Source organism: Stenotrophomonas sp. SAM-B, assembly GCF_013387485.1.
Taxonomy (GTDB): Bacteria; Pseudomonadota; Gammaproteobacteria; order Xanthomonadales; family Xanthomonadaceae; genus Stenotrophomonas; species Stenotrophomonas maltophilia_AA.
In genome coordinates, this window is sequence record NZ_JABBXB010000004.1 from 100,959 (window position 1) to 125,233 (window position 24,275).

A 24,275-nucleotide genomic window follows, 5' to 3' on the forward strand; every position below is an offset into this window, starting at 1 on the left:
AGGCAGGAGGTGACGGTCCAGACAGTGGCCGGCACGGCTGACCCGACGTCGCTGACTCACTCCCGTACCGTCTCCCCCCTGATCCCGGCCCTGGCGCGTGAACGCCCCGCAGCCGCCCGGATCGCCCCGATTTCCCCCTTCACGTCGTCCGTCGCCCTGCGCGCCGGCGCCGTTTCCCCCTTCCTGACAGGACACCCCCAGCCATGACTCCCTTGATCTTCGTAACCGGCGGCGTAGTGTCCTCGCTCGGCAAAGGTATTGCCGCCGCGTCGCTTGCCGCCATCCTCGAGGCCCGCGGCCTGCGGGTGACGATGATGAAGCTCGATCCGTACATCAACGTCGATCCGGGCACCATGAGCCCGTTCCAGCACGGTGAGGTCTACGTCACCGACGACGGCGCCGAGACCGATCTGGACCTGGGCCATTACGAGCGCTTCGTGCGCACCCGCCTGAGCCGCAAGAACTCGGTCACCACCGGCCGGATCTACGAGAACGTGATCCGCAAGGAGCGCCGCGGCGACTACCTGGGCGCCACCGTGCAGGTCATTCCGCACATCACCGATGAAATCCGCCGCTGCATGGACGAGGCCACCGAAGGCTTCGACGTGGCGCTGGTGGAGATCGGCGGCACCGTGGGCGACATCGAGTCGCTGCCGTTCCTGGAAGCGATCCGCCAGGTGCGCACCGAGCGCGGCCCGGAGAAGGCGCTGTTCATGCACCTCACCCTGGTGCCGTACATCGCCGCCGCCGGCGAGCTGAAGACCAAGCCGACCCAGCACTCGGTCAAGGAGCTGCGCTCGATCGGCATCCAGCCGGACGTGCTGCTGTGCCGTTCCGAGCAGGTCGTGCCGGATTCGGAGCGCCGAAAGATTGCCCAGTTCACCAACGTCTCCGAGCGCGCGGTGATCAGCGTGCCCGACGTGGATGTGCTGTACCGCATCCCGATGGGCCTGCATGCGCAGGGTCTGGACGACATCGTCGTCAACCAGCTCAAGCTCGGTGACAAGGCCGGCCCGGTCGACCTGGCCGAGTGGGAAGCCGCGGTGGATGCCACCCTGCACCCGCTGGATGAGGTGACCATCGCCGTGGTCGGCAAGTACGTCGATCACCAGGACGCCTACAAGTCGGTCGGCGAGGCGCTCAAGCACGGCGGCCTGCGCCAGCGCACCAAGGTCAACCTGAAGTGGCTCGAAGCCCAGGAGCTGGAGGACAGCGACCTGGCCGCGCTCAAGGATGTCGACGGCATCCTGGTGCCAGGCGGCTTCGGCGACCGCGGCTTCGAAGGCAAGGTGCTGACCTCGCAGTTCGCCCGTGAGCATCAGGTGCCGTATTTCGGCATCTGCTACGGCATGCAGGCCGCGGTGGTCGATTTCGCCCGCCACGTGGCCGGCCTGGACGGCGCCAACAGCACCGAGAACGACCGCCAGTCGCCGAACCCGGTGATCGGCCTGATCACCGAATGGCGCACCGCCACCGGCGATGTCGAGAAGCGTGACGACAAGAGCGATCTGGGCGGCACCATGCGCCTGGGCCTGCAGGAGCAGCGCCTGAAGCCGGGCACGCTGGCCCGCGAGCTGTACGGCAAGGACGTGGTCTCCGAGCGTCACCGCCACCGTTATGAGTTCAACAACCGCTACCGCACCCAGCTGGAGGATGCGGGCCTGGTGATCGCCGGCAAGTCGATGGACGACACCCTGGTGGAAGTCATCGAGCTGCCGCGCGACCAGCATCCGTGGTTCCTGGCCTGCCAGGCGCACCCGGAGTTCCTGTCCACGCCGCGCGAAGGCCACCCGCTGTTCATCGGCTTCATCCGCGCCGCGCGCGAGCGCAAGGCCGGTGGCAAGCTGGCCCAGGACGCGGCCGCCTGATCGGCACGCCGCACTTGCAGTGGGGGCCGCGCGCCCCCATTGCAGAGCGCTAATCACCCACGGCGGCTGGCCTGGCCAGTGTCCGCCGGACAACAAGGAAACGCCATGAAACTGTGTGGATTCGACGTCGGGCTGGACCAGCCCCTGTTCCTGATCGCCGGCCCGTGTGTGATCGAGTCGATGCAGCTGCAGCTGGACGTGGCTGGCAAGTTGAAGGAAATCACCGATCGCCTCGGCATCAACTTCATCTTCAAGTCGAGCTTCGACAAGGCCAACCGCACCTCCGGCACCGCCTTCCGCGGTCCGGGCATGGAAGAGGGCCTGAAGGTCCTGGCCGAAGTGAAGAAGCAGATCGGCGTGCCGGTGCTCACCGACGTGCACGAATACACCCCGATGGACGAAGTGGCCTCGGTGGTGGACGTGCTGCAGACGCCGGCCTTCCTGGTGCGCCAGACCGATTTCATCACCAAGGTGTGCGCGGCAGGCAAGCCGGTCAACATCAAGAAGGGCCAGTTCCTGTCGCCGTGGGACATGAAGCCTGTCGTGGAGAAGGCCAAGGCCACCGGCAACCAGGACATCATGGTCTGCGAGCGCGGCGCCAGCTTCGGCTACAACAACCTGGTCAGCGACATGCGCTCGCTGTCGGTGATGCGCGATACCGGTTGCCCGGTCGTGTTCGATGCCACCCATTCGGTGCAGCTGCCGGGCGGGCAGGGCAACAGCTCCGGTGGCCAGCGCGAGTTCGTGCCGGTGCTGGCGCGCGCGGCGGTGGCGGTCGGTGTTTCCGGCCTGTTCGCCGAGACCCACCCGGATCCGTCCAAGGCGCTGTCCGATGGCCCCAACGCCTGGCCGCTGGATCGCATGGAAGAACTGCTGGAAACCCTGATGGAGCTCGACGCGGTCACCAAGAAGCACGGGTTCTCGCGCTTCGCATGATGGCCGACGTTCCGGCGTCACCCGCGGTGCGCCGCGGCTGGCGCGGCTGGGCCTGGGGCTGGATCGCGCTGGGCGCGGCGATCGCCGCCTGGTGCGGGGTGTTCCTGCTGGTGGTGCTGATGTTCACCAGCATGGGCTCGCCCGGTGATGGCGACAACGCACTGCGCGCGGTGATGCCGATGCTGTTGGTGACGCTGTCGCTGACCGGCACCGCCGCACTGGCCTGCGTGACCGCCAGCGTGCTCGCGTTCCGGCTGCGCCGGCAACCGGCCGGCGGCGGTGTCGGGCTGGTCCTGCTGGCGTTGCTGCTGGTGCTGCTGGTGATCCCGTCGCTGGTTCCGGGCAACGCCAGCGTGGTTGGGGTGCTGTCCGCGCCCTCGCCGATTTGGCAAGTGACGGGTGTGCAGGGATAATCACGCGGCATCTATTTTTCGGCGCTGCGTTGGCGGCGCCTCCCCCCTCTGACTGGTAACCGGCCCGCTATGACCACGATCCGCAGCATCCACGCCCGTGAAATCCTCGACAGCCGTGGCAATCCCACGCTGGAAGCCGAAGTCATCCTCGAGGACGGCTCGTTCGGTCGTGCCGCGGTGCCCTCGGGCGCCTCGACCGGCACCAAGGAAGCCGTGGAACTGCGTGACGGCGACAAGACCCGTTACCTGGGCAAGGGCGTGCGCAACGCCGTGTCCAACGTCAACACCGCCATCGCGACCGCGCTGAAGGGCTTCGATGCCGCCGACCAGGAAGGCCTCGACCGCCGCCTGATCGACCTGGACGGCACCGAGAACAAGGGCCGCCTGGGCGCGAACGCGCTGCTCGGTGTTTCGCTGGCCAATGCCCACGCCGTGGCCGCCTCGAAGAAGCAGGCGCTGTGGCAGCACCTGGCCAACGGCCGTGACGTGACTCTGCCGGTGCCGATGATGAACATCATCAACGGCGGCGCGCATGCCGACAACAACGTCGACTTCCAGGAATTCATGGTGCTGCCGGTCGGCTTCACCTCGTTCTCCGAGTCGCTGCGTGCCGGTACCGAAATCTTCCATTCGCTGAAGTCGGTGCTGAAGGGCCACGGCCTGAGCACGGCGGTGGGTGATGAAGGCGGCTTCGCGCCAGACTTCCGCAGCAACGTCGAAGCGCTGGACACCATCCTGGAAGCGATCGGCAAGGCCGGCTACACCGCCGGTGAAGACGTGCTGCTGGGCCTGGACGTGGCCTCCAGCGAGTTCTACGAGAATGGCAAGTACAACCTGGTCGGCGAGAACAAGCGCCTGACCTCCGAGCAGTTCGTCGACTTCCTGGCCGACTGGGCCGCGCAGTACCCGATCGTGACCATCGAAGACGGCCTGGCCGAGAACGACTGGGCCGGCTGGAAGCTGCTGACCGACCGCATCGGCAACAAGGTGCAGCTGGTGGGCGACGATCTGTTCGTCACCAACCCGAAGATCTTCAAGGAAGGCATCGAGTCCGGCACCGCCAACGCGATCCTGATCAAGGTCAACCAGATCGGCACCCTGACCGAGACCCTGGAAGCGATCGCCATGGCGCACGCGGCCAACTACGCCTCGATCGTCTCGCACCGTTCGGGCGAAACCGAAGACACCACCATCGCCGACATCGCCGTGGCCACCACCGCCACCCAGATCAAGACCGGCTCGCTGTGCCGCAGCGATCGCGTGGCCAAGTACAACCAGCTGCTGCGTATCGAGGAAGCCCTCGGTGCCGGCGCGCGTTACGCCGGTCGTGACGCGTTCGTGTCGCTGAAGCGCTGATCGCATGCGCAACTGGCGCTGGCTGCTGCTGGTGCTCGCGCTGCTGCTCGCATGGCTGCAGTACCGTTTCTGGTTTGGACCGGGCAACTCGGGCGAAGTGATGATGCTCGAGGCCCAGGTCGAGAACCAGAAGCGGGACAACGCCGGGCTGCAGCAGCGCAATGACGCGCTCGCTGCCGAGGTCAAGGACCTCAAGGAAGGCGAAGCAGCGATCGAAGAACGCGCGCGCAGCGAGCTGGGCATGATCAAGCCCGGCGAAAAGTTCTACCGCGTGGTCGAAGACGCGCCGGTGCCGCCTCCGCGTGCGCCGACGGCGGTCACCGACCCGGACGCGCCGCATCAGGATATTCCCTGATGGCGGGCATCTGGGCGGTGGTTCCCGCCGCTGGCCGTGGCACCCGCTTCGGCGGGGCCACGCCCAAGCAGTATCTGCTCGCCGGCGACCGTGTGCTGCTGGCCCATACTCTCGAGGCACTACTCTCGCACCCGGTCGTGGCCGGGGTGATGGTGGTTATCGCCGAGAACGACGCCGACTGGCCGGGCTGGCAGTCGCTGGCGGACAAACCCATTCTGACCTGCATCGGCGGTGCAACCCGCGCCAGCTCGGTGCTGGCCGGCCTGCAGGCCTTGCCGGATGACGTACGCGCCGACGATTTCGTGCTGGTCCACGACGCCGCGCGCCCGAACCTGGCCGCTGCCGATCTCGGCCGCCTGCTGGAAGTCGGGCGTGCCGACCCGGTCGGGGCGATCCTGGCCGCACCGGTGCGCGATACGCTCAAGCGTGCCGGCGACGACGGCGGCATCGATGCCACCGAACCACGCGAACGCCTCTGGCGCGCGCTGACCCCGCAGCTGTTCCGCCGCCACCAGTTGGCGCGCGCGCTGCAGGAGGCGGCCGACGCCGGCGTGGACATCACCGACGAAGCCATGGCGATGGAGCGCCAGGGGCTGCGCCCGCTGCTGGTGGAAGGCAGCGAAGACAATTTCAAGGTCACCACCCCGGCTGATCTGTCCCGTTTCGAATTCGTGCTGTCGCGTCGCGCACCCTGACGTCCGCACGCGCCGCACCCAACCGCAGGTTCTTGCAATGACCACGCCCCAGTTTCCTCCCTTCCGCATCGGACAGGGCTACGACGTCCATGCCTTCGGCGAGGGCGACCACATCATGCTCGGCGGCATCCGCGTTGAACACAGCCGCGGGGTGCTCGCGCACAGCGATGGCGATGTGATCCTGCACGCGCTGTGCGATGCGATGCTCGGTGCATTGGCGCTGGGCGACATCGGTGTGCATTTCCCGCCGACCGACATGCGCTGGAAGGGCGCGGACAGCGCGCACCTGCTCGACCATTGCAACGGGCTGCTGCGCGAGCGCGGCTGGCAGGTCGGCAACACCGACATCACCGTGATCTGCGAGCGGCCGAAGGTCGGCCCGCACGCCCTGGCCATGCGCGAGCGCATCGCCACCGTGCTGGGGATCGCGCTGGACTGCGTGAGCGTCAAGGCGACCACGTCGGAGAAGCTGGGCTTCACCGGCCGCAGCGAGGGCATCGCCGCCCAGGCCAGCGTGCTGTTGGTGGCCCTGTGATCCCGTTGCCGCTGGCGTTCGGCGCGCCGCTGCTCAGCGCGAAGATCCGCACCTCGCCCGAGGATTTCCAGGTCGACGAACTGCCGGCGTTCGAGCCGAGCGGGGAGGGCGAGCACCTGCTGCTGACCCTCCGCAAGCGCGGCGCCAATACCGTGCATGTCGCCAAGGTGCTGGCCAAGTGGGCCGGGCTGCCGGACATGGGGGTCAGCTACGCCGGCATGAAGGATCGCCACGCGGTCACCACGCAGCGCTTCAGCGTGCACCTGCCCAAGCGCGTGGCACCGGACCCGGCGCTGCTGGCGTCGGACGAGATCGAGGTGGTGGAGTCGACCTGGCACAACCGCAAGCTGCAGCGCGGTGCGCTGGCCGGCAACCGCTTCAAGCTGGTGCTGCGCGATGTGCAGGGCGATCCCGCGGCCATCGAAGAGCGCCTGTCCCATATCGCCTCGCGCGGCCTGCCGAACTGGTTCGGTGAGCAGCGCTTCGGCCGCGATGGCGGCAACGTGCCGGCCGCGCTGGCGATGTTCGGTGGCCGTCGCATGCGCCCCGACCAGCGTTCGTTGCTGCTTTCGGCGGCCCGTTCGGCCCTGTTCAACCAGGTGCTGGCGGCACGCGTGGAGCAGGGCAACTGGGACACGCCGCTGGACGGCGAGGTCTGGATGCTCGACGGCAGCCGCAGCGTGTTCGGCCCGGAGCCGTGGACGGATCTGCTGGCCGATCGCCTCGGCCGGTTCGACATCCATCCCAGCGGCCCGTTGTGGGGCGAGGGCGAGCTGCGCAGCACCGGTGCCGCCGCCGAACTGGAGCTGGGCGCGGTGTCGGACGCGCAATCGCTGGCGCTGCGGGCCGGCCTGGAAAGCGCCCGCCTGAAGCAGGAGCGCCGCGCGCTGCGCCTGCGTCCAGCCATGCTGCAGCACCAGTGGCTGGCTGCGGATGTGCTGGAACTCAGCTTCGCACTGCCGCCGGGCTGCTACGCCACTGCAGTACTGCACGAGTTGGGTCCGGTGGAAGACGCCAGCCAGGCCGCACCTGAGGCGTAGAGCCACGCCATGCGTGGCTGCGGGGTGGCTCTACCGGTTTGCCAGCAGCACCAGTACCGCGCCCGTTCCGCCTTGCCCGGCGGGCGCGGAATGAAACGCCAGCACGTCGTTGCGCAGCCGCAGCAGGCGATCAACCAGATTCTTCAGCACCGGCGCACCCCCGTCGGACTGCAGCCCCTTGCCGTGGATGATGCGCACGCAGCCGTACTCATGCGCATGCGCCTCCACCAGGAACTGCCGCACCAGTGCCTCGGCCTGGGCCACCGTCGCGCCATGCAGGTCGAGTTCGTCCTGCACGGAATACTGCCCGCGCTTGAGCCGCTGGAACATCTGCGGCGGCAGGTTGTCGCGCCGGTAGCTGGCGGTATCGCCGGCCTCCAGCGGGCTGCCGTCGCGCAGCAGCCGGGCGAATTCCCCGCGGGCATCCTGTTCATCCTGTTCGGCCATCCGCGCACGCGGCTTGGGCCGCGGCGCGGCCGGCGGCGGGGTGACCGCCTTGCGCAGCGGCGTGACCTCGCCGATGGCGGCCCGGAACAGCGCCGCGGGATCTTCGTCTTCAGGATGTGACATGCGTACAGCCTAATGGGCGGGAAGGGCGATGCCTACCGTTATCGGGGTAGGACGATCTGTCTGCTTGCGGCACAATAGCTGACGCACTTGCGCGGTCGTCCGGTCCCGGGAGGGGCAGGGCCACCGCCGCCAACAGTGGGAAGTGATGGAATCGAAGTCTTGAAAAATCAAGCGGTTAAATCGCAGATGCGGATTCTGGTCAGCAACGACGACGGTGTCGATGCGCCGGGCATCAAGATGCTCGCCACGGTATTGCGTGACGCCGGTCATGAAGTGACCGTGGTCGCTCCTGATCGTGATCGTTCCGGCGCCAGCAATTCGCTGACCCTGGACCTGCCGATCCGCATGAAGCGCATCGACCACTACACCTGCTCGGTGGCCGGCACGCCGACCGACTGCGTGCACCTGGCCCTGACCGGCATGCTCGAGTACGAGCCGGACATGGTGGTCTCGGGCATCAACAACGCCGCCAACCTCGGCGACGACGTCATCTACTCCGGCACCGTGTCGGCGGCGATGGAAGGACGGTTCCTCGGTTTGCCTGCCGTGGCGATGTCGCTGGTCACGCACAACCACGAGCCCCGTCATTTCGAGACCGCCGCGCGTGCCGCGGTCGAGATCGTGACCCGGCTCAAGGCCGATCCGCTGCCGGCCGACACCATCCTCAACGTCAACGTGCCGGACCTGCCGTGGAGCGAGGTGCGGGGGTTCGAAGTGACCCGCCTGGGCAACCGCCATCGCGCCGAGGGCTGCATCGCGCAGCGCGACCCGCGCGGCAACCAGGTGTTCTGGATCGGCCCGGCCGGGCGCGAGCAGGACTCCGGCCCCGGCACGGATTTCCATGCGGTGCGCAACGGCTTCATCTCGATCACCCCGATCCAGGTCGACCTCACCCGTTACCAGGCGCTGGAGAAGGTGGCCAGCTGGGTCGGCGGGCTGACTGCCGCACTGGACCGGCCGGCATGAGCCCGCGCCTGCGCCTGCAGCCCGAAGCCGTCGGCATCGGCATGACCTCGCAGCGGGTCCGCGATCGCCTGGTGGATCGCCTGCGCGATGCCGGCATCGCCGACGAAGCCACCCTCAATGCCATCCGTGTCGTGCCGCGCCATCTGTTCATCGATGAAGCGCTGGCCTCGCGTGCCTACGAAGACACCGCACTGCCGATCGGTCATGGCCAGACCATTTCCCAGCCCTGGGTGGTGGCGCGCATGACCGAAGCGGTGCTGCAGTCGGCCCCGAAGACGGTACTGGAAGTCGGCACCGGGTCGGGCTACCAGGCCGCCGTGCTGGGCGCGATCGGGCTGGAGGTGTACACGGTCGAGCGCATCGGCGATCTGCTGCGCCAGGCGCGCAAGCGCTTCCGCGCCCTGGGCATGAACATCCGCAGCAAGCATGACGACGGCCGCGTCGGTTGGGCCGAGCACGGTCCGTACGATGCGATCGTGGTGACTGCGGCGGCACCGGCGCTGGTCGATGCGCTGGTCGAGCAGCTTGCCGTCGGCGGCCGCCTGGTCGCGCCGGTCGGTGGCCCGGGCGCGCAGTCGCTGATCCAGTTGACCCGTCGCGATGACGGCAGTGTCGAACAGCAGGTACTGGCACCGGTCACGTTCGTGCCGCTGCTGTCTGGCATGCTGGACTGATTCCAAGGAGCGTTGCGTCATGAAGATTTTCGGTCCGCTGTACGAGCGGGCAATGAAGTGGGCCGCGCACGAGCGCGCGCCGACCTATCTGACGGTGTTGAGCTTCATCGAGGCGATCATCTTCCCGGTGATGCCCGAGGTGATGCTCGCCCCGATGTGCGTTGCCCAGCCCAAACGCGGCTGGTGGTTCGCCACGCTCAGCCTGTCCGGCTCCATGGCAGGCGCGCTGGTCGGCTATGCGCTGGGTCACTTCGCCTTCGAAGCGCTCAAGCCGGTGTTCGCCGCGCTGGGCATGTTGACCAGCATCGAAGGCGGCATCGCCCTCGTGCAGGCCAAGATGGCCGAGTCGCCCTGGGCAGTGTTCACCTTCCTGGTGCTGGGCGGTTTCATGCCGATCCCGATGAAGGTCTTCACATGGGCATCGGGTATCGTCGGCGTGCCGTTGCCACAGTATTTCCTGAGCATGTTGATCGGCCGTGGCAAGCGCGTGTACGTGCTGGCGGCGGTCATTCGTATTGGCGGGCCGCGCGCGGAAGCTGCGCTGCGCCGTTGGATTGAACCGTTGGGCTGGATCGCGACCGCGCTGGTGGTCGTGCTGGTGGCCTGGCTTGTATGGAGGTCGAAGTTCGCATGAGTGCTGATCGTTTGAGCAAAGGAGTGCGCACCGGCGCGCTGCTGTTGGTGGTGTCGGCGCTGAGCGCCTGTGGCACCGCCACCGTGGTGCGGCCCTCGGGCTCGGGCGGTGGCGTGGCCCACAGCACCCCGCAGACCTCGGTGGCCAAGCCGGGCCAGACGGCGGTCGTCCGTCGCGGTGACACGCTGTATGCGCTGGCCCGCATCCACAACATCACGCCGCGCGATCTGGCGGCCTGGAATGGGCTGGCCGAGCCGTACACGATCTATCCCGGCCAGTCGCTGCGCCTGTACCCGGGCGGCAGCGGCAGCCCCGGCCGCGCGCCGACCACCGTGGTCACCGCGCCGCGTCCGGGCACGACCGCGCCGGTCGCGACCCCCGCGCCGACCACCGCGATCAAGAGCAACATCAGCTGGCGCTGGCCGGCGGACGGCGCGATCGTCGGCCGTTTCGTCGCGGGTGAAGCGACCAAGCAGGGCGTGGACATCGCCGGTGCCAGTGGCCAGCCGGTCCGCGCGACGGCCGCCGGCGTGGTGGTGTACTCCGGTGCCGGCCTGGTCGGCTTCGGCGAGCTGATCATCATCAAGCACAGCGACCAGTGGCTGTCGGCCTATGGCCACAACCGCAAGCGTCTGGTCAACGAAGGCCAGAGCGTCAAGGCCGGCGAGCAGATCGCCGAGATGGGCCGGACGGGTGCTGCACGCGACATGCTGCACTTCGAGATCCGCTACAACGGCAAGCCGGTCGATCCGCTGCTGTACCTGCCGCCGAAGTAAGAACGAAAAAGGCCGCCCCAGGGGCGGCCTTTTCTGAACGCAAATCCCGGTCTCACCCCTTCAGGATGAACGCGGCCGCCACCTTGCGACCCTCGCTGGCGAGGATGTTGAAGGTCCGCGCCGCGGCCGGGTTGTTCATCACTTCCAGGCCGATCCCCCGGGTCAGGCAGGCGGCCATGACCGCAGCCGGCGGGAACACCTGGGTGTCGCCCGTGCCCAGCACGACCAGCGCCGGGTTCAAGGCCAGCACCGGCTGCAGGTGCTCGGGCGTGAGCTGGGCGATGTCGGTCACCGGCCAGGCTTCGATCAGCGTGTCCGGGGCCAGGATGAAACTGGCGGCCAGCGTCCGGTCATTCACCTTCGCGCTGCGGCCATCGGCGGCGCGCAGGGCGTAGGCGTAGTCGGGGATTTCGTGGCTCAGCTGCATGGGCGTTCCGGGATCAGCCGCGCGGCAGGACGATCTGGCGCTGTTCCTTGCTCGGGCGGTACAGCACGGCAACGTGGCCGATGCGCTGCACCAGCGCGCTTTCGCTGGCACTGACCAGCTCGGCGATGAGGGCGTCACGGGCCTCGCGGTCTTCGGCGGCGACCTTGACCTTGATCAGCTCGTGGCGCTCCAGCACCTCTTCCAGTTCAGCCAGGAAGGCCGGTGTCACCCCCTTGCCGCCGATCTGGAGCAGGGCTTTCAGATCATGCGCGTGGCCGCGGAGGAAACGGGTTTGGGAAGAAGTCAGGGCGATAGCCATTCAGGAACAAGCGGTTAACTGGGGCGATCAGGGTATCATGACCTCCCCATCCGACCCGCATCTCAATGGCAACCCGTAGCAAAAGCAGTCAACGCTGGTTGAAAGAGCACTTCGCCGACCCCTTCGTGAAGAAGGCCCAGGCCGAGGGCATGCGTTCGCGCGCAGCCTACAAGCTGGAGGAGTTGCTGCAGCGGGATCGGCTGCTGAAGCCGCACATGGTCGTGGTCGACCTGGGCGCCGCCCCGGGCGGCTGGTCCCAGCAGGTCCGCCGCCAGATCGGCGACACCGGCCGGGTGCTGGCGCTGGACATCCTGGAGATGCCGCCGCTGGCCGGCGTGGAGTTCCTTCACGGGGACTTCAGGGAGCAGACCGTCCTATCGGAGTTCGAAGCCATGCTGGGCGATCAGCCGGTGGACCTTGTGCTCTCGGATATGGCCCCCAATAAGAGTGGAATGGACGCGGTGGACCAACCGCGGATGATGCACCTGGCGGAGTTGGCGTTGGATTTTGCCGACAACCATCTCAAGCCCGGTGGCGCGTTCCTGATCAAGCTGTTCCAGGGCGTGGGCTTTGACGACTACGTGCGCGAAATGCGCCGCCGGTACGACAAAGTGGTGATCCGCAAGCCTGAAGCGTCCCGGAAGCGCTCGCCCGAGGTGTATGCCTTGGGGCAGGGAAAACGCGCGCAGATCAAGTAAGCTCAACCATACGAATCGCGTCAGGAATTAGAGGAACACCGGAGCCAATGAGGATGAACGACTTGACCAAGAACCTCCTGCTATGGGTGGTCGTCGCCGTCGTGCTGATGGTGGTCTTCCAGAGCTTCTCGCCGAAGAGCAGCGGAGCCGGCGCACAGGGCGCGACGTACTCGCAGTTCCTGGACCAGGTGGACAGCGGCAACATCCAGAAGGTAGTGCTGGGCGAAATGCGCGGCGGTGCCAACGATGTGACCTACACCACCCGCAGCGGCCAGACCAGCACCATCACCGCGCCCTACGATCGCGACCTGATCAACGTGCTGCGTGGCAAGAAAGTGGAATTCGAGCAGGCGCCCCCGTCCAGCGGCATCTCGCTGGGCGCGATCCTGATGAACTTCCTCCCGGTGATCCTGATCATCGGCTTCTGGATTTTCATCATGCGCCAGATGCAGGGTGGTGGCGGCGGTGCCAAGGGCGCGATGTCCTTCGGCAAGTCGCGCGCCAAGCTGCAGGGCGAAGACCAGATCAAGGTCACCTTCGCCGACGTCGCTGGTTGCGACGAAGCCAAGGAAGAAGTCGGCGAGCTGGTCGATTTCCTGCGCGACCCGACCAAGTTCACCAAGCTGGGCGGCAAGATTCCGCGCGGCGTGCTGATGGTCGGCCCGCCGGGTACCGGCAAGACCCTGCTGGCCCGTGCGATCGCCGGCGAAGCCAAGGTGCCGTTCTTCTCGATCTCCGGTTCGGACTTCGTGGAAATGTTCGTCGGCGTCGGCGCCAGCCGCGTGCGCGACATGTTCGAACAGGCCAAGAAGCAGGCGCCGTGCATCATCTTCATCGATGAAATCGACGCCGTCGGTCGCCACCGTGGTGCCGGCCTGGGCGGCGGTCATGACGAGCGCGAGCAGACCCTGAACCAGCTGCTGGTCGAAATGGACGGCTTCGAGGGAGGCGAGGGCGTGATCGTCATCGCCGCCACCAACCGTCCGGACGTGCTGGATCCGGCGCTGCTGCGCCCGGGCCGTTTCGACCGCCAGGTCGTGGTCGGCCTGCCGGACGTCAAGGGCCGCGAGCAGATCCTCAAGGTGCACATGCGCAAGCTGCCGCTGGCCGACGATGTCGAGCCGATGGTGATCGCGCGGGGTACCCCGGGCTTCTCCGGTGCGGACCTGGCCAACCTGGCCAACGAAGCAGCGCTGTTTGCCGCGCGTGGCGGTGAGAAGGAAGTCCGCATGGACCACTTCGATCGTGCCCGCGACAAGATCCTGATGGGTGCCGAGCGCCGTTCGATGGCGATGAGCGAAGAAGAAAAGACGCTCACCGCGTATCACGAAGCCGGCCACGCCATCGTCGGCCGACTGGTGCCCGAGCACGATCCGGTCTACAAGGTCACCATCATTCCGCGCGGCCGTGCGCTGGGCGTGACGATGTACCTGCCGGAAGGCGACAAGTACTCGATGAACCGCGTCGCGATCGAGTCGCAGCTGTGCTCGCTGTACGGTGGCCGCGTTGCCGAAGAGCTGATCTTCGGCACAGACAAGGTCACCACCGGTGCCTCCAATGACATCGAGCGCGCCACCAAGATGGCCCGCAACATGGTCACCAAGTGGGGCCTGTCCGACGAGCTCGGCCCGATCGCCTACGGCGAAGAGGACGATGAAGTGTTCCTCGGCCGTTCGGTGACGCAGCACAAGAGCGTCTCCGACGACACCGCCCGCCGCATCGACGAAGTCGTCCGCAGCATCCTGGACAAGGCCTACGCCCGGACCACGGAGCTCCTGACCGCCAACCTCGACAAGCTGCACACGATGTCCCAGCTGCTGCTGCAGTACGAGACCATCGATGCGCCGCAGATCAACGCCGTGATGGAAGGCCGCGATCCGCCGCCGCCGATGGGCTGGGACAAGTCGCCCAGCAACAAGGATGGCGGCAACAACAACGACAAGGGCGGCGATGCCCGTCCGGTCGCGCCGATCGCCGGTCCTGCCGAGCAGATCTGAGTGTTGCCCACGTAAGTGACGAAGGCCGGGGAAACCCGGCCTTCGTCGTTTCCGGCAGGTCATAATGGGACACCGTATTCGTTCCCGTACTGGAGTCGCCATGTCCGCACCCCCGCCGCAGCCGATCTCGCATACCACCGAAATGGTGATCGCCACGATCATCGGCGTGGCCATCGGCCTGACCCGCGACAACTTCCTGCTCGGCGCCGGCATCGGCATCGCGGTCGGTGTGTTGATGAGCATCGCCAAGACTGTCTACGTGGAGCGCAAGCGCCGCCAGCGCTGAGCGGTTGCGCGCGCGGCCGGCAGTGGGCACGATGCGCTTGCCCGCGCCGCATGCTGCGGTCGGGCATGGCCGGGGGATCGGCCGACACACTTTCCAGGGGGATTTTCATGCGTCATTCGATGCGCGCAGCCGTTGCTGCGCTGCTGTGCTGTGCCACGCCGGTCATGGCGGCCGAGATCCACGTGCAGGATCCGGTGCCGTTCAACGAGTCGGCGATCATCGCCGAGAACATCAAGGCCGAGTGCCGGATGGGCGCGCAGCTGGCGACCGCGCTGGGCAGGAATGCCCCGGCGCATGGCAACACCATCGTCTTCGGCAGTGATCCGGTGAACACCGGCAGTGGACACGCGTTGAAGCTGGAGCTGGTGGAGGCGCAGAGCGCAGGCAATGCGTTCACCGGCCACTTCAAGTCGGCCGCCGTGCGCGGCGTTCTGTTCCAGAACGGCCAGCAGGTGGCCACGGTCACCGCACGCCGCGTGTCGCGCGGTGGCGCGTTTGCCGGCTTCAAGGGCTCTTGCGATGTGCTTGAACGCACCGTCAATGCGATCGGCAACGATCTGGCGATCTGGCTGGCCAAGCCGGTCGATGGGGCCCGCCTCGGCGACCTCTGACTGCCGGTCCGGTGCGCCGGCGTAAACTACGCGCTGGCGTACTTCGTGGATCTGCCCATGTTCGATATCTCCCCCCAGCTCGATTGCGGCGGCCGCCTGCTGCGGCTGGATCGCCCGCGGGTCATGGGCATCGTCAACGTCACCCCGGATTCGTTTTCCGACGGCGGTGACCACGACAGCGTCGAGGCCGCGGTCGCACACGGCCTGCAGCTGGTGGCCGAGGGCGCCGACCTGCTCGACATCGGCGGCGAGTCGACCCGGCCTGGCAGTGCGCCGGTGCCGCTGGACGAAGAACTGCGCCGCGTCATCCCGGTGATCGAGCGCCTGGCACGCGAAACCACCGTGCCGATCAGCATCGACACCTTCAAGCCCGAGGTGATGCGTGCCGCCGTCGCGGCCGGTGCCGGCCTGATCAATGACATCCATGCACTGCGCCAGCCGGGCGCGCTGGACGCCGCCGCCGACCTCGGCGTGCCGGTGGTGCTGATGCACATGCAGGGCGAGCCGGGCAGCATGCAGGACACCCCGCACTACGATGACGTGGTCGCCGAGGTGCACCGCTTCCTGACCGAGCGCATGTTCCAGGCCGAGATGGCCGGCGTCGCCAAGAAGCACCTGATCATCGATCTGGGCTTCGGCTTCGGCAAGACCACCGAACACAACATGATCCTGCTCGCGCGCTCGGACCGTTTCCTCGAGCTGGGCGTGCCGATGCTGGCCGGCCTGTCGCGCAAGCGCAGCATCGGTGAACTGACCGGTCGCGAGCAGCCGCGTGACCGCGTGGCCGGTTCGGTGGCCGCGCACCTGATCGCCGCCCAGCGCGGCGCGATGCTGCTGCGCGTGCACGATGTCGCGGCCACGGTCGATGCCCTGAAGGTGTGGGCAGCGGTCGATGCCGTCCCGATGCCGCGGGTGTCCGCCGCCCCGGCGATGCCGCGCTGGCCGGACGAGGACTGATGGCCGTCGATCGGCGCCCGCTGGCGATCGCGGTCATGGGCCCGACCGCGTCGGGCAAGACCGCCACCGCGATCGCGCTGGCCCGGCAGCTGGACGGTGAGATCGTCAGCGTCGATTCGGCGCTGGTCTATCGCGGGTTGGATATCGGGTCGGCCAAGCCCGATGCGGCCGAGCGCGCGCAGGCGCCGCACCATCTGCTCGATGTGCGCGACCCGTGGCAGACCTACTCGGCGGCAGAGTTCGCCAGCGACGCGGCGCGTGCCGTCCGCGACATCATCGCGCGCGGGCGCATGCCGATTCTGGCCGGCGGCACCGGGCTGTATTTCCGCGCCCTGCTGCAGGGCCTGTCGCCGATGCCCGAAGCCGATCCGGCGGTGCGCGCGCAGATCGCGGCCGAGGCGGCCGAGCAGGGCTGGGCGGCGATGCATACGCAGCTGGCCGGCATCGATCCGGCCGCTGCAAAGCGCATTCACGCCACCGACCCGCAACGCATCCAGCGGGCGCTGGAAGTCCATCGCTTGACCGGCACCCCGATCAGCGAGTGGCAGAAGCTGCCTGGCGTGGACCGGCTGCCGGTGCGGGCGCTCAAACTGGTCCTCGCACCGCGCGAACGCTCGGTGCTGCACCAGCGCATCGAGACCCGTTTCGACGCCATGCTGGCCCACGGGTTCCTGGACGAAGTCCGCGCGCTGCGGGCCCTTCCTGCCATGGCCGGGGTCGCGGTGCCGCTGGATCTCCCAGCGGTGCGCGCGGTGGGCTACCGGCAGGCCTGGGAGCATCTGGACGGGCAGGGTACGGCGGCGGCGTTCCGTGAACGCGGCATCCAGGCCACCCGTCAGCTGGCCAAGCGCCAGCTGACCTGGCTGCGCGGGGAGCTTGATGCGCGCTGGTTCGATCCCCATTTAGACAGGGCTTCCCTGGCGGATGCGGTGTCGACCTTCGTCGCACGCTGAGTCCACGCCTTCACGCCTCCACCCCGTGTACCATCAAGGGTTCCGGCGGGCGGCGGGGGCCGTGGCAACTGCCGGAAGACCATAAAAACAATAATCAGGAGTGTGCAATGTCCAAGGGGCAATCGCTGCAGGATCCGTTTCTGAATGCACTTCGGCGCGAACGTGTGCCGGTGTCGGTGTATCTGGTCAATGGCATCAAGCTGCAGGGGACGATTGAATCGTTCGACCAGTTCGTGGTGCTGCTGCGTAACACGGTGAGCCAGATGGTGTACAAGCACGCCATCTCGACCGTCGTTCCGGCGCGCAACGTGAAGGTCGGGCCCGGTGGTGGCTATGTGCAGTCCAATGATGGCGCCGAAGGCGTCCAAGGTGATGACGACGTTGAGTGACAGTGTGAAAAATTCTGGAGAACTGCGTGTTTGACCGTTCCAAGCGAGGCGAACACGCACTCCTCATCCAGCCGCATGCCGGCCGGCTCGAAGACGACGTGCTTGAAGAGTTCACCGATCTGGCCCGCTCCGCCGGGGCCAGCATCGCGGCCACCCTGACCGCGCGCATCGATCGGCCCAATCCGTCGATCCTGATCGGCAGCGGCAAGCTGGACGAGGTCAAGGCCGCGGCCGATGCGACCGGTGCCGACCTGATCCTGGTCAACCATGCGCTGTCGCCGGGGCAGGAGCGCAACCTGGAGCGCTTCCTGGAGCGGCGCGTGATCGACCGCACCGGGCTGATCCTGGACATCTTCGCCCAGCGCGCGCGCAGCCACGAAGGCAAGCTGCAGGTCGAACTGGCGCAGCTGCGCCACATGTCCACGCGGCTGATCCGCGGCTGGACCCATCTGGAGCGCCAGCGCGGCGGTTCCATCGGCCTGCGCGGGCCGGGTGAAACCCAGCTGGAAACCGATCGCCGCCTGCTGCAGAAGCGGGTGGAGCAGCTGCAGAAGAAGCTGGAAAAGGTGGAAGTGCAGCGCACCCAGATGCGCCGTGCCCGCCTGCGCAGCGAGCTGCCGCGCGTGGCCCTGGTGGGCTACACCAACGCCGGCAAGTCGACCCTGTTCAACGCCTTGACCGGTGCCGAGGCCTACGCCGCGGACCAGTTGTTCGCGACGCTGGACCCGACCGTGCGCCGCATCGCGCTGCCGGGCGGCAGCGTGGTGCTCGCCGATACCGTCGGCTTCGTCCGCGACCTGCCGCATGATCTGGTGGCCGCGTTCCGGTCGACCTTGTCCGAAGCCCGCGAAGCGGACTTCCTGCTGCATCTCGTCGATGCCGCCGATCCGCACCGCGAGGAACGCATCGCGCAGGTCGATGAAGTCCTGACCGCCATCGGCGCGGGCGATCTGCCGCAGTTGCTGGTGTTCAACAAGATCGACCGTATCGACGGGGCCGAAGTGCGCCACGATGGCCAGGATGGCATCCCGGACAGCGCACGCCGCGAGCGGGTCTGGATTTCCGCCCGCGACAATGTCGGCCTGCCGCTGCTGCAGTCCGTGCTGGGCAAGCGCCTGGGCCTGCAGCACGTCAGTGGCGAGCTGCGGCTGCCGCCGAGTGCAGGTCGCCTGCGTTCGCGCCTGCATCAGCTGGAGGTCGTACGCAGCGAAGTCACCGACGAGGACGGCTGGCTCCTCCAGGTCGAGATCCCGATCGCCGAGGCCGAGAAGCTGGCGGCCGGCGAGGGCGGCGAACCGATCCGCGCGATGCTCCCGGAGAAGCTCCCGGAATGGTGATGGGTGTGCCGGCCACTGGCCGGCGCCCATGATCCTGAGGAAGCGCGACCCTCCGTCGCACCCGCGGACACACGACACCACCCACGTTTTCGGCTAAAACAGGGGGCGTTCGTCCCCCCGTTGATCCAGGATTTCCCCATGACAGTTCCTTCCGACGCCGAGCTGGGCGCCCTCGCCAGTGACGTGGGCCAGCGCCTGCAGCAGGCCTCGCTGCAGCTGGTGACCGCCGAAAGCTGCAGTGGCGGCTGGATCGCCAAGGCGATGACCGATATCGCCGGCTCCTCGGCGTTCTTCGACTGCGGCATGGTCGTCTACAGCTATGAAGCCAAACAACGCCTGCTCGGCGTGCGTGCGCAGACCCTGGAGCAGTTCGGTGCGGTCAGCCGCGAGACCGTGCTGGAAATGGTCTCCGGTGCGCTGATCAATTCCGGTGCCGGCATCGCCGTGGCGGTGACCGGCATCGCCGGGCCCGGCGGCGGCAGCGAGGACAAGCCGGTGGGCAGCGTCTGGATCGGCTGGAAGGGCCGTGGCGGCTACGCGCGTGCGCAGCTGTTCCAGTTCGAGGGCGACCGCGAAGCCATACGGCGGCAGACCGTGCAGCAGGCGCTGACCGGAATCTTCCCGCTGTTGTGACATCCTGACCGGGTGTGCTGACAGGAGAGTGGGCCGATGTGGGAAACGCTGGGTACCGTGCGTGACCTGGGGCGATTGCAGGAAATCGCGTCGGTCCTGATCCGCTATGGCTTCGGCGACCTCGTGCGCCGCATCGGCCTGGCCGATGTGCTCGAACGCGCCGGCCGGCTGCTGCACTGGAACGATACCCAGCAGATGCTGCGGATGACCGCGCCGGTGCGCGTGCGCCGAGCGATGGAAGACCTGGGCCCCACCTTCGTCAAACTCGGCCAGGTGCTGGCGACCCGCGTGGACCTGTTCCCGCCGGACTGGATCGCTGAATTCTCCGAACTGCAGAACGCCGTACCCGCGTTGCCGTATGCACAGGTACGCGATCAGCTGGAGCGCGATCTTGGCGCGCCCGCGACCGAGGTGTTCGCGTGGCTGGATGAAACGCCGATGGCGGCGGCGTCGCTGGCGCAGGCCCACCGCGCGACCCTGCACGACGGCACCGCGGTGGTGCTGAAGATCCGGCGGCCGGGCATCCGTGACGTCATCGAGGCCGATCTGCGCCTGCTGGCGCGGCTGGCCGAAATCGTCGAAGCGCGCCTGCCCGACCTGCAGCGCTACCGCCCGGCCGAAGTCGTGCAGCAGTTCCAGGTCTCGCTGCGCCGCGAGCTGGATTTCGCGGCCGAATGCCGCAATGCCGAGCGCATCGCACGCAACTTCCAGGGCCGCGAGGACATCCTGATCCCCAACGTGCACTGGGAGTGGACCTGCGAGAGCCTCAACGTGCAGGACTTCGTCGACGGCATTCCCGGCCGTGACCTGGTCGGCGTCGATGCAGCCGGTCTCGACCGCGTGCAGCTGGCGCGCACCGGTGCGCGCATCGTGCTGAAGATGGTGCTGGAGGACGGCTGCTTCCACGCCGACCCGCACCCGGGCAACATCATCTACCTGCGTGACGGCCGCATCGGCGTGATCGATTTCGGCATGGTCGGTGCGATCTCCGAGCAGCGCCGTTTCCAGGTCGCCCAATTGCTGCATGGCCTGGTCACCCAGGAGCCGGAACAGGTGGCCGACGTGCTGCTGGACTGGGCCGGGGGCGTGGAGGTCGACGAATCGCGGCTGCAGCAGGACATCAGCACCTTCGTCGACCAGTACCGCGGCGTGCCGCTCAAGGACCTGCACATGGGCCTGATGCTGGGCAACATCACCCAGCTGCTGCGCCAGTACGCGTTGACCCTGCCGGCCGACCTCGCGCTGATGATCAAGACCTTCCTCACCCTGGAAGGCATGGGGCGCCAGCTCGATCCGCAGTTCGACATGGCCAGTGCCGCGCGTCCCTATCTGGAGCGCGTGATGTGGCAGCGCTACTCGCCCGGCGCGATGCTCAAGCGCGGCAAGCGCAGCCTGGTCGGGGTGATGGACCTGGTCGGCGATCTGCCGCGCGATGTCCGTCGCCTGCTGCAGATGGCGCGCCGCGGGCGGCTCCAGCTCAAGATCGAGACCACCGCGCTGCAGGGTTTCGGCGACCAGGTCAACCGCGCCGCCAACCGGCTGGTGATGGGGATCGTGACTGCCGCGCTGATCATCGGCTCCTCGATCGTCATGCACAGCGTCGGCGGCATCTCCAGCCGCTGGCTGCTCGCGCTCGGCGTGGCCGGCTTCATCGGCGCCGGGTTCTGCGGCGTGTGGATCCTGTTTTCGATCTGGCGCAGCGGCAAGAACCCGTAGGGTTCTTGCCGCCGGGATCCGAAGGATCCCGGGAATCTCCCGCCCAAGCGGGGGATTCCGTGTAGGTCCGACCGTTGGTCGGACGCTCCTTCCTGACCGGCCCGTCACCGCTTCCCGGTTGCGCCACGCCATGCGTGGCTGCTCCGGTCCGTCACCGCTGCCACGGGTAGAGCCAAGCCATGCGTGGCTGCTCCAGCCCGTCACCGCGTCCACGGGTAGAGCCAAGCCATGCGTGGCTGCTTCGGCCGGTCACCGCTTTCACCGGTAGAGCCACGCCACGCGTGGCTGCTCCTCATCCGGACCCCACGAATGCCTGACCCAAAAGATGGCAGAGGCTAAACGCCGGAGAGATGGCCGCAAGCGACATGCGCCCGCGCCGTCAGGCATTGCCGCGCTGCGCGCGGTCACCGACCAACGGTCGGTGGCTACAAGTGTTGCCGGCGGCTTCGGCCGGGGCAGGACCGCCCTTCTTCTATCTGCTCTTCTCTGCGGGCACTTGCGTGCCCGCATCGTTAGTAGTAATACTACTAACCATGGACCTGACCGATACCCAGCAGGCGATCCTGCAGTTGATCGCCGAGCGTATAGAGACCGATGGCGCACCGCCGTCGCAGACTGAAATCGCCCGTGCGTTCGGCTTCAAGGGCGTCCGGGCCGCGCAGTACCACCTCGAGGCGCTGGAGCAGGCCGGGGCGATCCGTCGCATCCCGGGCCAGGCCCGCGGCATCCGGCTGGTCCAGGCGCCGTCGCTGCAGAGCGGCCTGCCCGAGTCGCTGCCCGCCTCGGCGCTGCCGGACCATGTCCTGCGCCTGCCGGTGCTGGGCCGGGTCGCGGCCGGTCTGCCGATCGGGGCGGACATCGGCTCAGACGATTTCGTGGTGCTGGACCGGGTGTTCTTCTCGCCGGCACCGGATTACCTGCTGAAAGTGCAGGGCGACTCGATGATCGACGAAGGCATCTTCGACGGCGACCTGATCGGCGTGCATCGCACCCGCGACGCCCGGTCCGGCCAGATCGTGGTGGCCCGCATCGACGACGAGATCACGGTCAAGCTGCTGAAGATGGGCAAGGACCGGATCCGCCTGCTGCCGCGCAACCCCGATTACAAGCCGATCGAAGTCCTGCCCGACCAGGACTTCGCCATCGAAGGCCTCTATTGCGGGTTGCTGCGGCCCAACCGCTGACCCGGTTCTCCCCCCTTATTACGCGCGGTCTTTTGTGGCACATCTCTGGTTCTGCTGAGGTTGGTACGGATGTCCGATACTTTTTTTCCGAACGCCGGGCAGAATCTCAGCCCGTGCGATACGCCAGCCTTAAAGTGAACCCATGGCCAAGAAGACTTCCAAAGACAGCACCTCCACCGATACGACCTCTGCAAGGACCACTCCGATGGACGAAAACAAAAAGCGCGCCCTCACCGCCGCGCTGAGCCAGATCGAAAAGCAGTTCGGCAAGGGCGCCGTGATGCGCATGGGCGACCGCGTCGTCGAGGCGGTCGAGGTCATCCCGACCGGTTCGCTGATGCTGGATATCGCCCTCGGTATCGGTGGCCTGCCCAAGGGCCGCGTCGTGGAGATCTACGGTCCGGAATCCTCGGGCAAGACCACCCTGACCCTGCAGGCGATTGCCGAATGCCAGAAGAAGGGCGGTACCGCCGCCTTCATCGATGCCGAGCACGCGCTGGATCCGATCTACGCCGCCAAGCTGGGCGTCAACGTGGACGACCTGCTGCTCTCGCAGCCGGATACCGGTGAGCAGGCGCTGGAAATCGCCGACATGCTGGTGCGGTCGAGCTCGGTGGACATCGTGGTGGTCGACTCGGTCGCCGCGCTGACGCCGAAGGCCGAAATCGAAGGCGAAATGGGCGACCAGCTGCCGGGCCTGCAGGCCCGTCTGATGAGCCAGGCGCTGCGCAAGCTGACCGGCAACATCAAGCGCTCCAACACCCTGGTGGTCTTCATCAACCAGCTGCGTCACAAGATCGGCGTGATGATGCCGGGCCAGAGCCCGGAAGTGACCACCGGCGGCAACGCGCTGAAGTTCTATGCCTCGGTGCGCCTGGACATCCGCCGTATCGGCGCGATCAAGAAGGGCGACGAGATCATCGGCAACCAGACCAAGATCAAGGTGGTCAAGAACAAGCTGGCGCCCCCGTTCAAGCAGGTCATCACCGAGATCCTGTACGGCGAAGGCATCAGCCGCGAAGGCGAACTGATCGACATGGGCGTGGAAGCCAAGCTGGTCGAGAAGGCCGGCGCCTGGTACAGCTACGGCGAAGAGCGCATCGGCCAGGGCAAGGACAACGCCCGCGGCTACCTGCGCGACAACCCGCAGATTGCCCAGCGCCTGGAAGCCGAGCTGCGCGAGAAGTTCCAGCCGGAAGAAGCTGTGCGCGAAGGCGGCGACGAGGCCGAAGACGACGCCGAATGAGTTTCCTGCGGGGCAGGGCAGCGCCGTCAGTGACGCTCGCCCTGTCCTGCAGTTTCACGTCTCCCCGACGGGATGGCGCCAAGGACGGCGCACTGTAATGGACTGCTGCCATGCAAGACTCCGAAGCCCCCGCACCCCGGCGCAAGCGCCGTGTCCAGGAACAGACGCCGGTCCAGCGGGCGTTGGGGCTGCTGGTGCGCCGCGAGCATTCGCGTAAAGAACTGACCCGCAAGCTCCAGGCCCGTGGCATCGAGAACGAGGCGGCCGAGGCGGCCGTCGCCAAGCTGGCCGAGGCCGGCTGGCAGGATGACACCCGGTTTGCCGAGAACCTGGTCCGGATCCGGGCCAACACGGGCTATGGCCCGATCCACATCCGCGCCGAACTGGGCACGCATGGGCTGGACAGCGACCAGATCGCCGCCGCCATGGACACCTTCGAAGGCGATTGGACCGAAAACGCCCGCGACCTGGTCTGCCGCCGTTTCGGCGACGCCGGCCCGCAGGAACTGCCTGCGCGGCGCAAAGCCGCCGATCTTCTGGCCCGCCGCGGGTTCCCCGGCGACAGCATCCGCCAGGCCACCCGTTACGACCCTGAGGACTGAGCGGCCCGGGCCTGATACCCTTTGTGGTTTCGGCGGTCCTGCAGTTGACACCCGGCCATTGGGGCTGCGTGCCAGGGACTGACCGGCCCGCACAAAGCCAGC

At 67.4% G+C, this 24,275-nt stretch carries 28 protein-coding genes; 25 read left to right on the forward strand and 3 right to left on the reverse strand.

Features of this window, described 5'->3' with window-relative positions:
• The first annotated feature begins 203 nt into the window (after window positions 1-203).
• The 8 genes from HH110_RS10445 to truD all read left to right on the forward strand — a co-directional run bounded on the left by HH110_RS10445 (window position 204) and on the right by truD (window position 7,198).
• Complete coding sequence (locus tag HH110_RS10445; protein ID WP_176989628.1) at window positions 204-1,868, forward strand: CTP synthase; 1,665 nt, start codon at window positions 204-206, stop codon at window positions 1,866-1,868.
• A gap of 105 nt (window positions 1,869-1,973) precedes the next feature.
• A complete protein-coding gene (kdsA, locus tag HH110_RS10450; protein WP_019183338.1) occupies window positions 1,974-2,804 on the forward strand; it encodes a 3-deoxy-8-phosphooctulonate synthase in 831 nt (276 codons plus the stop codon).
• Entirely contained in the window at window positions 2,801-3,217 is a 417-nt protein-coding gene (locus HH110_RS10455) for a hypothetical protein (RefSeq protein WP_241696520.1), read from the forward strand. The genes kdsA and HH110_RS10455 overlap by 4 nt, the downstream gene beginning before the upstream one ends.
• Before the next feature lie 69 nt (window positions 3,218-3,286).
• Window positions 3,287-4,573, forward strand: coding sequence for a phosphopyruvate hydratase (gene eno / locus HH110_RS10460; protein ID WP_176989629.1), 1,287 nt, complete (start codon window positions 3,287-3,289; stop codon window positions 4,571-4,573).
• 4 nt (window positions 4,574-4,577) lie between these two features.
• A complete protein-coding gene (gene ftsB, locus HH110_RS10465) occupies window positions 4,578-4,928 on the forward strand; it encodes a cell division protein FtsB (protein WP_176989630.1) in 351 nt (116 codons plus the stop codon).
• Window positions 4,925-5,623: a 2-C-methyl-D-erythritol 4-phosphate cytidylyltransferase gene (gene ispD, locus HH110_RS10470; protein ID WP_176989895.1), complete on the forward strand. Its 699-nt coding sequence runs from the start codon at window positions 4,925-4,927 to the stop codon at window positions 5,621-5,623. The genes ftsB and ispD overlap by 4 nt, the downstream gene beginning before the upstream one ends.
• Before the next feature lie 37 nt (window positions 5,624-5,660).
• The gene (ispF, locus tag HH110_RS10475; RefSeq protein ID WP_176989631.1) at window positions 5,661-6,158 is read left to right on the forward strand and encodes a 2-C-methyl-D-erythritol 2,4-cyclodiphosphate synthase; all 498 of its coding nucleotides are present in this window, start codon (window positions 5,661-5,663) and stop codon (window positions 6,156-6,158) included.
• On the forward strand, window positions 6,155-7,198 hold the full coding sequence (gene truD, locus HH110_RS10480; RefSeq protein ID WP_176989632.1) for a tRNA pseudouridine(13) synthase TruD: 1,044 nt from the start codon (window positions 6,155-6,157) through the stop codon (window positions 7,196-7,198). Before ispF ends, truD begins: the two co-directional genes overlap by 4 nt.
• Window positions 7,199-7,228: 30 nt before the next feature.
• Here the strand turns inward: truD and HH110_RS10485 are convergent, their stop codons facing one another.
• Window positions 7,229-7,768 carry a Smr/MutS family protein gene (locus tag HH110_RS10485; protein WP_176989633.1) on the reverse strand — a complete coding sequence of 180 codons (540 nt, stop codon included), beginning with the start codon at window positions 7,766-7,768 and terminating at the stop codon, window positions 7,229-7,231.
• Between the two features lie 186 nt (window positions 7,769-7,954).
• Here HH110_RS10485 and surE point away from each other — a divergent pair, with 186 nt between their 5' ends.
• The 4 genes from surE to HH110_RS10505 are packed head-to-tail and all read left to right on the forward strand — an operon-like array spanning window position 7,955 to window position 10,818.
• Entirely contained in the window at window positions 7,955-8,734 is a 780-nt protein-coding gene (gene surE / locus HH110_RS10490) for a 5'/3'-nucleotidase SurE (RefSeq protein ID WP_176989896.1), read from the forward strand.
• On the forward strand, window positions 8,731-9,408 hold the full coding sequence (locus HH110_RS10495; protein WP_176989634.1) for a protein-L-isoaspartate(D-aspartate) O-methyltransferase: 678 nt from the start codon (window positions 8,731-8,733) through the stop codon (window positions 9,406-9,408). The genes surE and HH110_RS10495 overlap by 4 nt, the downstream gene beginning before the upstream one ends.
• Window positions 9,409-9,427: 19 nt before the next feature.
• The gene (locus HH110_RS10500; RefSeq protein WP_176989635.1) at window positions 9,428-10,042 is read left to right on the forward strand and encodes a YqaA family protein; all 615 of its coding nucleotides are present in this window, start codon (window positions 9,428-9,430) and stop codon (window positions 10,040-10,042) included.
• Entirely contained in the window at window positions 10,039-10,818 is a 780-nt protein-coding gene (locus HH110_RS10505; RefSeq protein WP_176989636.1) for a peptidoglycan DD-metalloendopeptidase family protein, read from the forward strand. Before HH110_RS10500 ends, HH110_RS10505 begins: the two co-directional genes overlap by 4 nt.
• A 52-nt stretch (window positions 10,819-10,870) precedes the next feature.
• Here HH110_RS10505 and HH110_RS10510 read toward each other — a convergent pair whose 3' ends face one another.
• Window positions 10,871-11,245 (reverse strand): Mth938-like domain-containing protein, encoded by a 375-nt coding sequence (locus HH110_RS10510; protein ID WP_176989637.1) that lies wholly within the window; start codon window positions 11,243-11,245, stop codon window positions 10,871-10,873.
• Between the two features lie 13 nt (window positions 11,246-11,258).
• Window positions 11,259-11,564, reverse strand: coding sequence for a ribosome assembly RNA-binding protein YhbY (gene yhbY / locus HH110_RS10515; RefSeq protein WP_019183325.1), 306 nt, complete (start codon window positions 11,562-11,564; stop codon window positions 11,259-11,261).
• Window positions 11,565-11,629: 65 nt separating this feature from the next.
• Here yhbY and rlmE point away from each other — a divergent pair, with 65 nt between their 5' ends.
• The 13 genes from rlmE to recX all read left to right on the forward strand — a co-directional run bounded on the left by rlmE (window position 11,630) and on the right by recX (window position 24,173).
• Complete coding sequence (gene rlmE, locus HH110_RS10520) at window positions 11,630-12,262, forward strand: 23S rRNA (uridine(2552)-2'-O)-methyltransferase RlmE (RefSeq protein WP_176989638.1); 633 nt, start codon at window positions 11,630-11,632, stop codon at window positions 12,260-12,262.
• Window positions 12,263-12,315: 53 nt separating this feature from the next.
• Window positions 12,316-14,259: an ATP-dependent zinc metalloprotease FtsH gene (gene ftsH, locus HH110_RS10525; protein ID WP_176989639.1), complete on the forward strand. Its 1,944-nt coding sequence runs from the start codon at window positions 12,316-12,318 to the stop codon at window positions 14,257-14,259.
• A gap of 100 nt (window positions 14,260-14,359) precedes the next feature.
• Window positions 14,360-14,545, forward strand: coding sequence for a hypothetical protein (locus HH110_RS10530; protein ID WP_019183322.1), 186 nt, complete (start codon window positions 14,360-14,362; stop codon window positions 14,543-14,545).
• A gap of 107 nt (window positions 14,546-14,652) precedes the next feature.
• On the forward strand, window positions 14,653-15,156 hold the full coding sequence (locus HH110_RS10535; RefSeq protein WP_176989640.1) for a hypothetical protein: 504 nt from the start codon (window positions 14,653-14,655) through the stop codon (window positions 15,154-15,156).
• 57 nt (window positions 15,157-15,213) lie between these two features.
• Window positions 15,214-16,113, forward strand: coding sequence for a dihydropteroate synthase (gene folP / locus HH110_RS10540; protein WP_176989641.1), 900 nt, complete (start codon window positions 15,214-15,216; stop codon window positions 16,111-16,113).
• Complete coding sequence (gene miaA, locus HH110_RS10545; RefSeq protein WP_176989642.1) at window positions 16,113-17,066, forward strand: tRNA (adenosine(37)-N6)-dimethylallyltransferase MiaA; 954 nt, start codon at window positions 16,113-16,115, stop codon at window positions 17,064-17,066. Before folP ends, miaA begins: the two co-directional genes overlap by 1 nt.
• A 107-nt stretch (window positions 17,067-17,173) precedes the next feature.
• Window positions 17,174-17,455 carry an RNA chaperone Hfq gene (gene hfq / locus HH110_RS10550; protein WP_019183319.1) on the forward strand — a complete coding sequence of 94 codons (282 nt, stop codon included), beginning with the start codon at window positions 17,174-17,176 and terminating at the stop codon, window positions 17,453-17,455.
• 26 nt (window positions 17,456-17,481) lie between these two features.
• On the forward strand, window positions 17,482-18,792 hold the full coding sequence (gene hflX, locus HH110_RS10555) for a ribosome rescue GTPase HflX (RefSeq protein WP_176989643.1): 1,311 nt from the start codon (window positions 17,482-17,484) through the stop codon (window positions 18,790-18,792).
• A 138-nt stretch (window positions 18,793-18,930) separates the two neighbouring features.
• On the forward strand, window positions 18,931-19,425 hold the full coding sequence (locus HH110_RS10560; protein ID WP_176989644.1) for a CinA family protein: 495 nt from the start codon (window positions 18,931-18,933) through the stop codon (window positions 19,423-19,425).
• Window positions 19,426-19,461: 36 nt separating this feature from the next.
• Window positions 19,462-21,141: a 2-polyprenylphenol 6-hydroxylase gene (ubiB, locus tag HH110_RS10565; protein WP_176989645.1), complete on the forward strand. Its 1,680-nt coding sequence runs from the start codon at window positions 19,462-19,464 to the stop codon at window positions 21,139-21,141.
• A 533-nt stretch (window positions 21,142-21,674) separates the two neighbouring features.
• The gene (gene lexA / locus HH110_RS10570; protein ID WP_176989646.1) at window positions 21,675-22,325 is read left to right on the forward strand and encodes a transcriptional repressor LexA; all 651 of its coding nucleotides are present in this window, start codon (window positions 21,675-21,677) and stop codon (window positions 22,323-22,325) included.
• Window positions 22,326-22,530: 205 nt separating this feature from the next.
• A complete protein-coding gene (gene recA / locus HH110_RS10575; protein WP_123728917.1) occupies window positions 22,531-23,571 on the forward strand; it encodes a recombinase RecA in 1,041 nt (346 codons plus the stop codon).
• A 110-nt stretch (window positions 23,572-23,681) separates the two neighbouring features.
• On the forward strand, window positions 23,682-24,173 hold the full coding sequence (gene recX / locus HH110_RS10580; RefSeq protein ID WP_176989647.1) for a recombination regulator RecX: 492 nt from the start codon (window positions 23,682-23,684) through the stop codon (window positions 24,171-24,173).
• Window positions 24,174-24,275 lie beyond the last annotated feature (102 nt).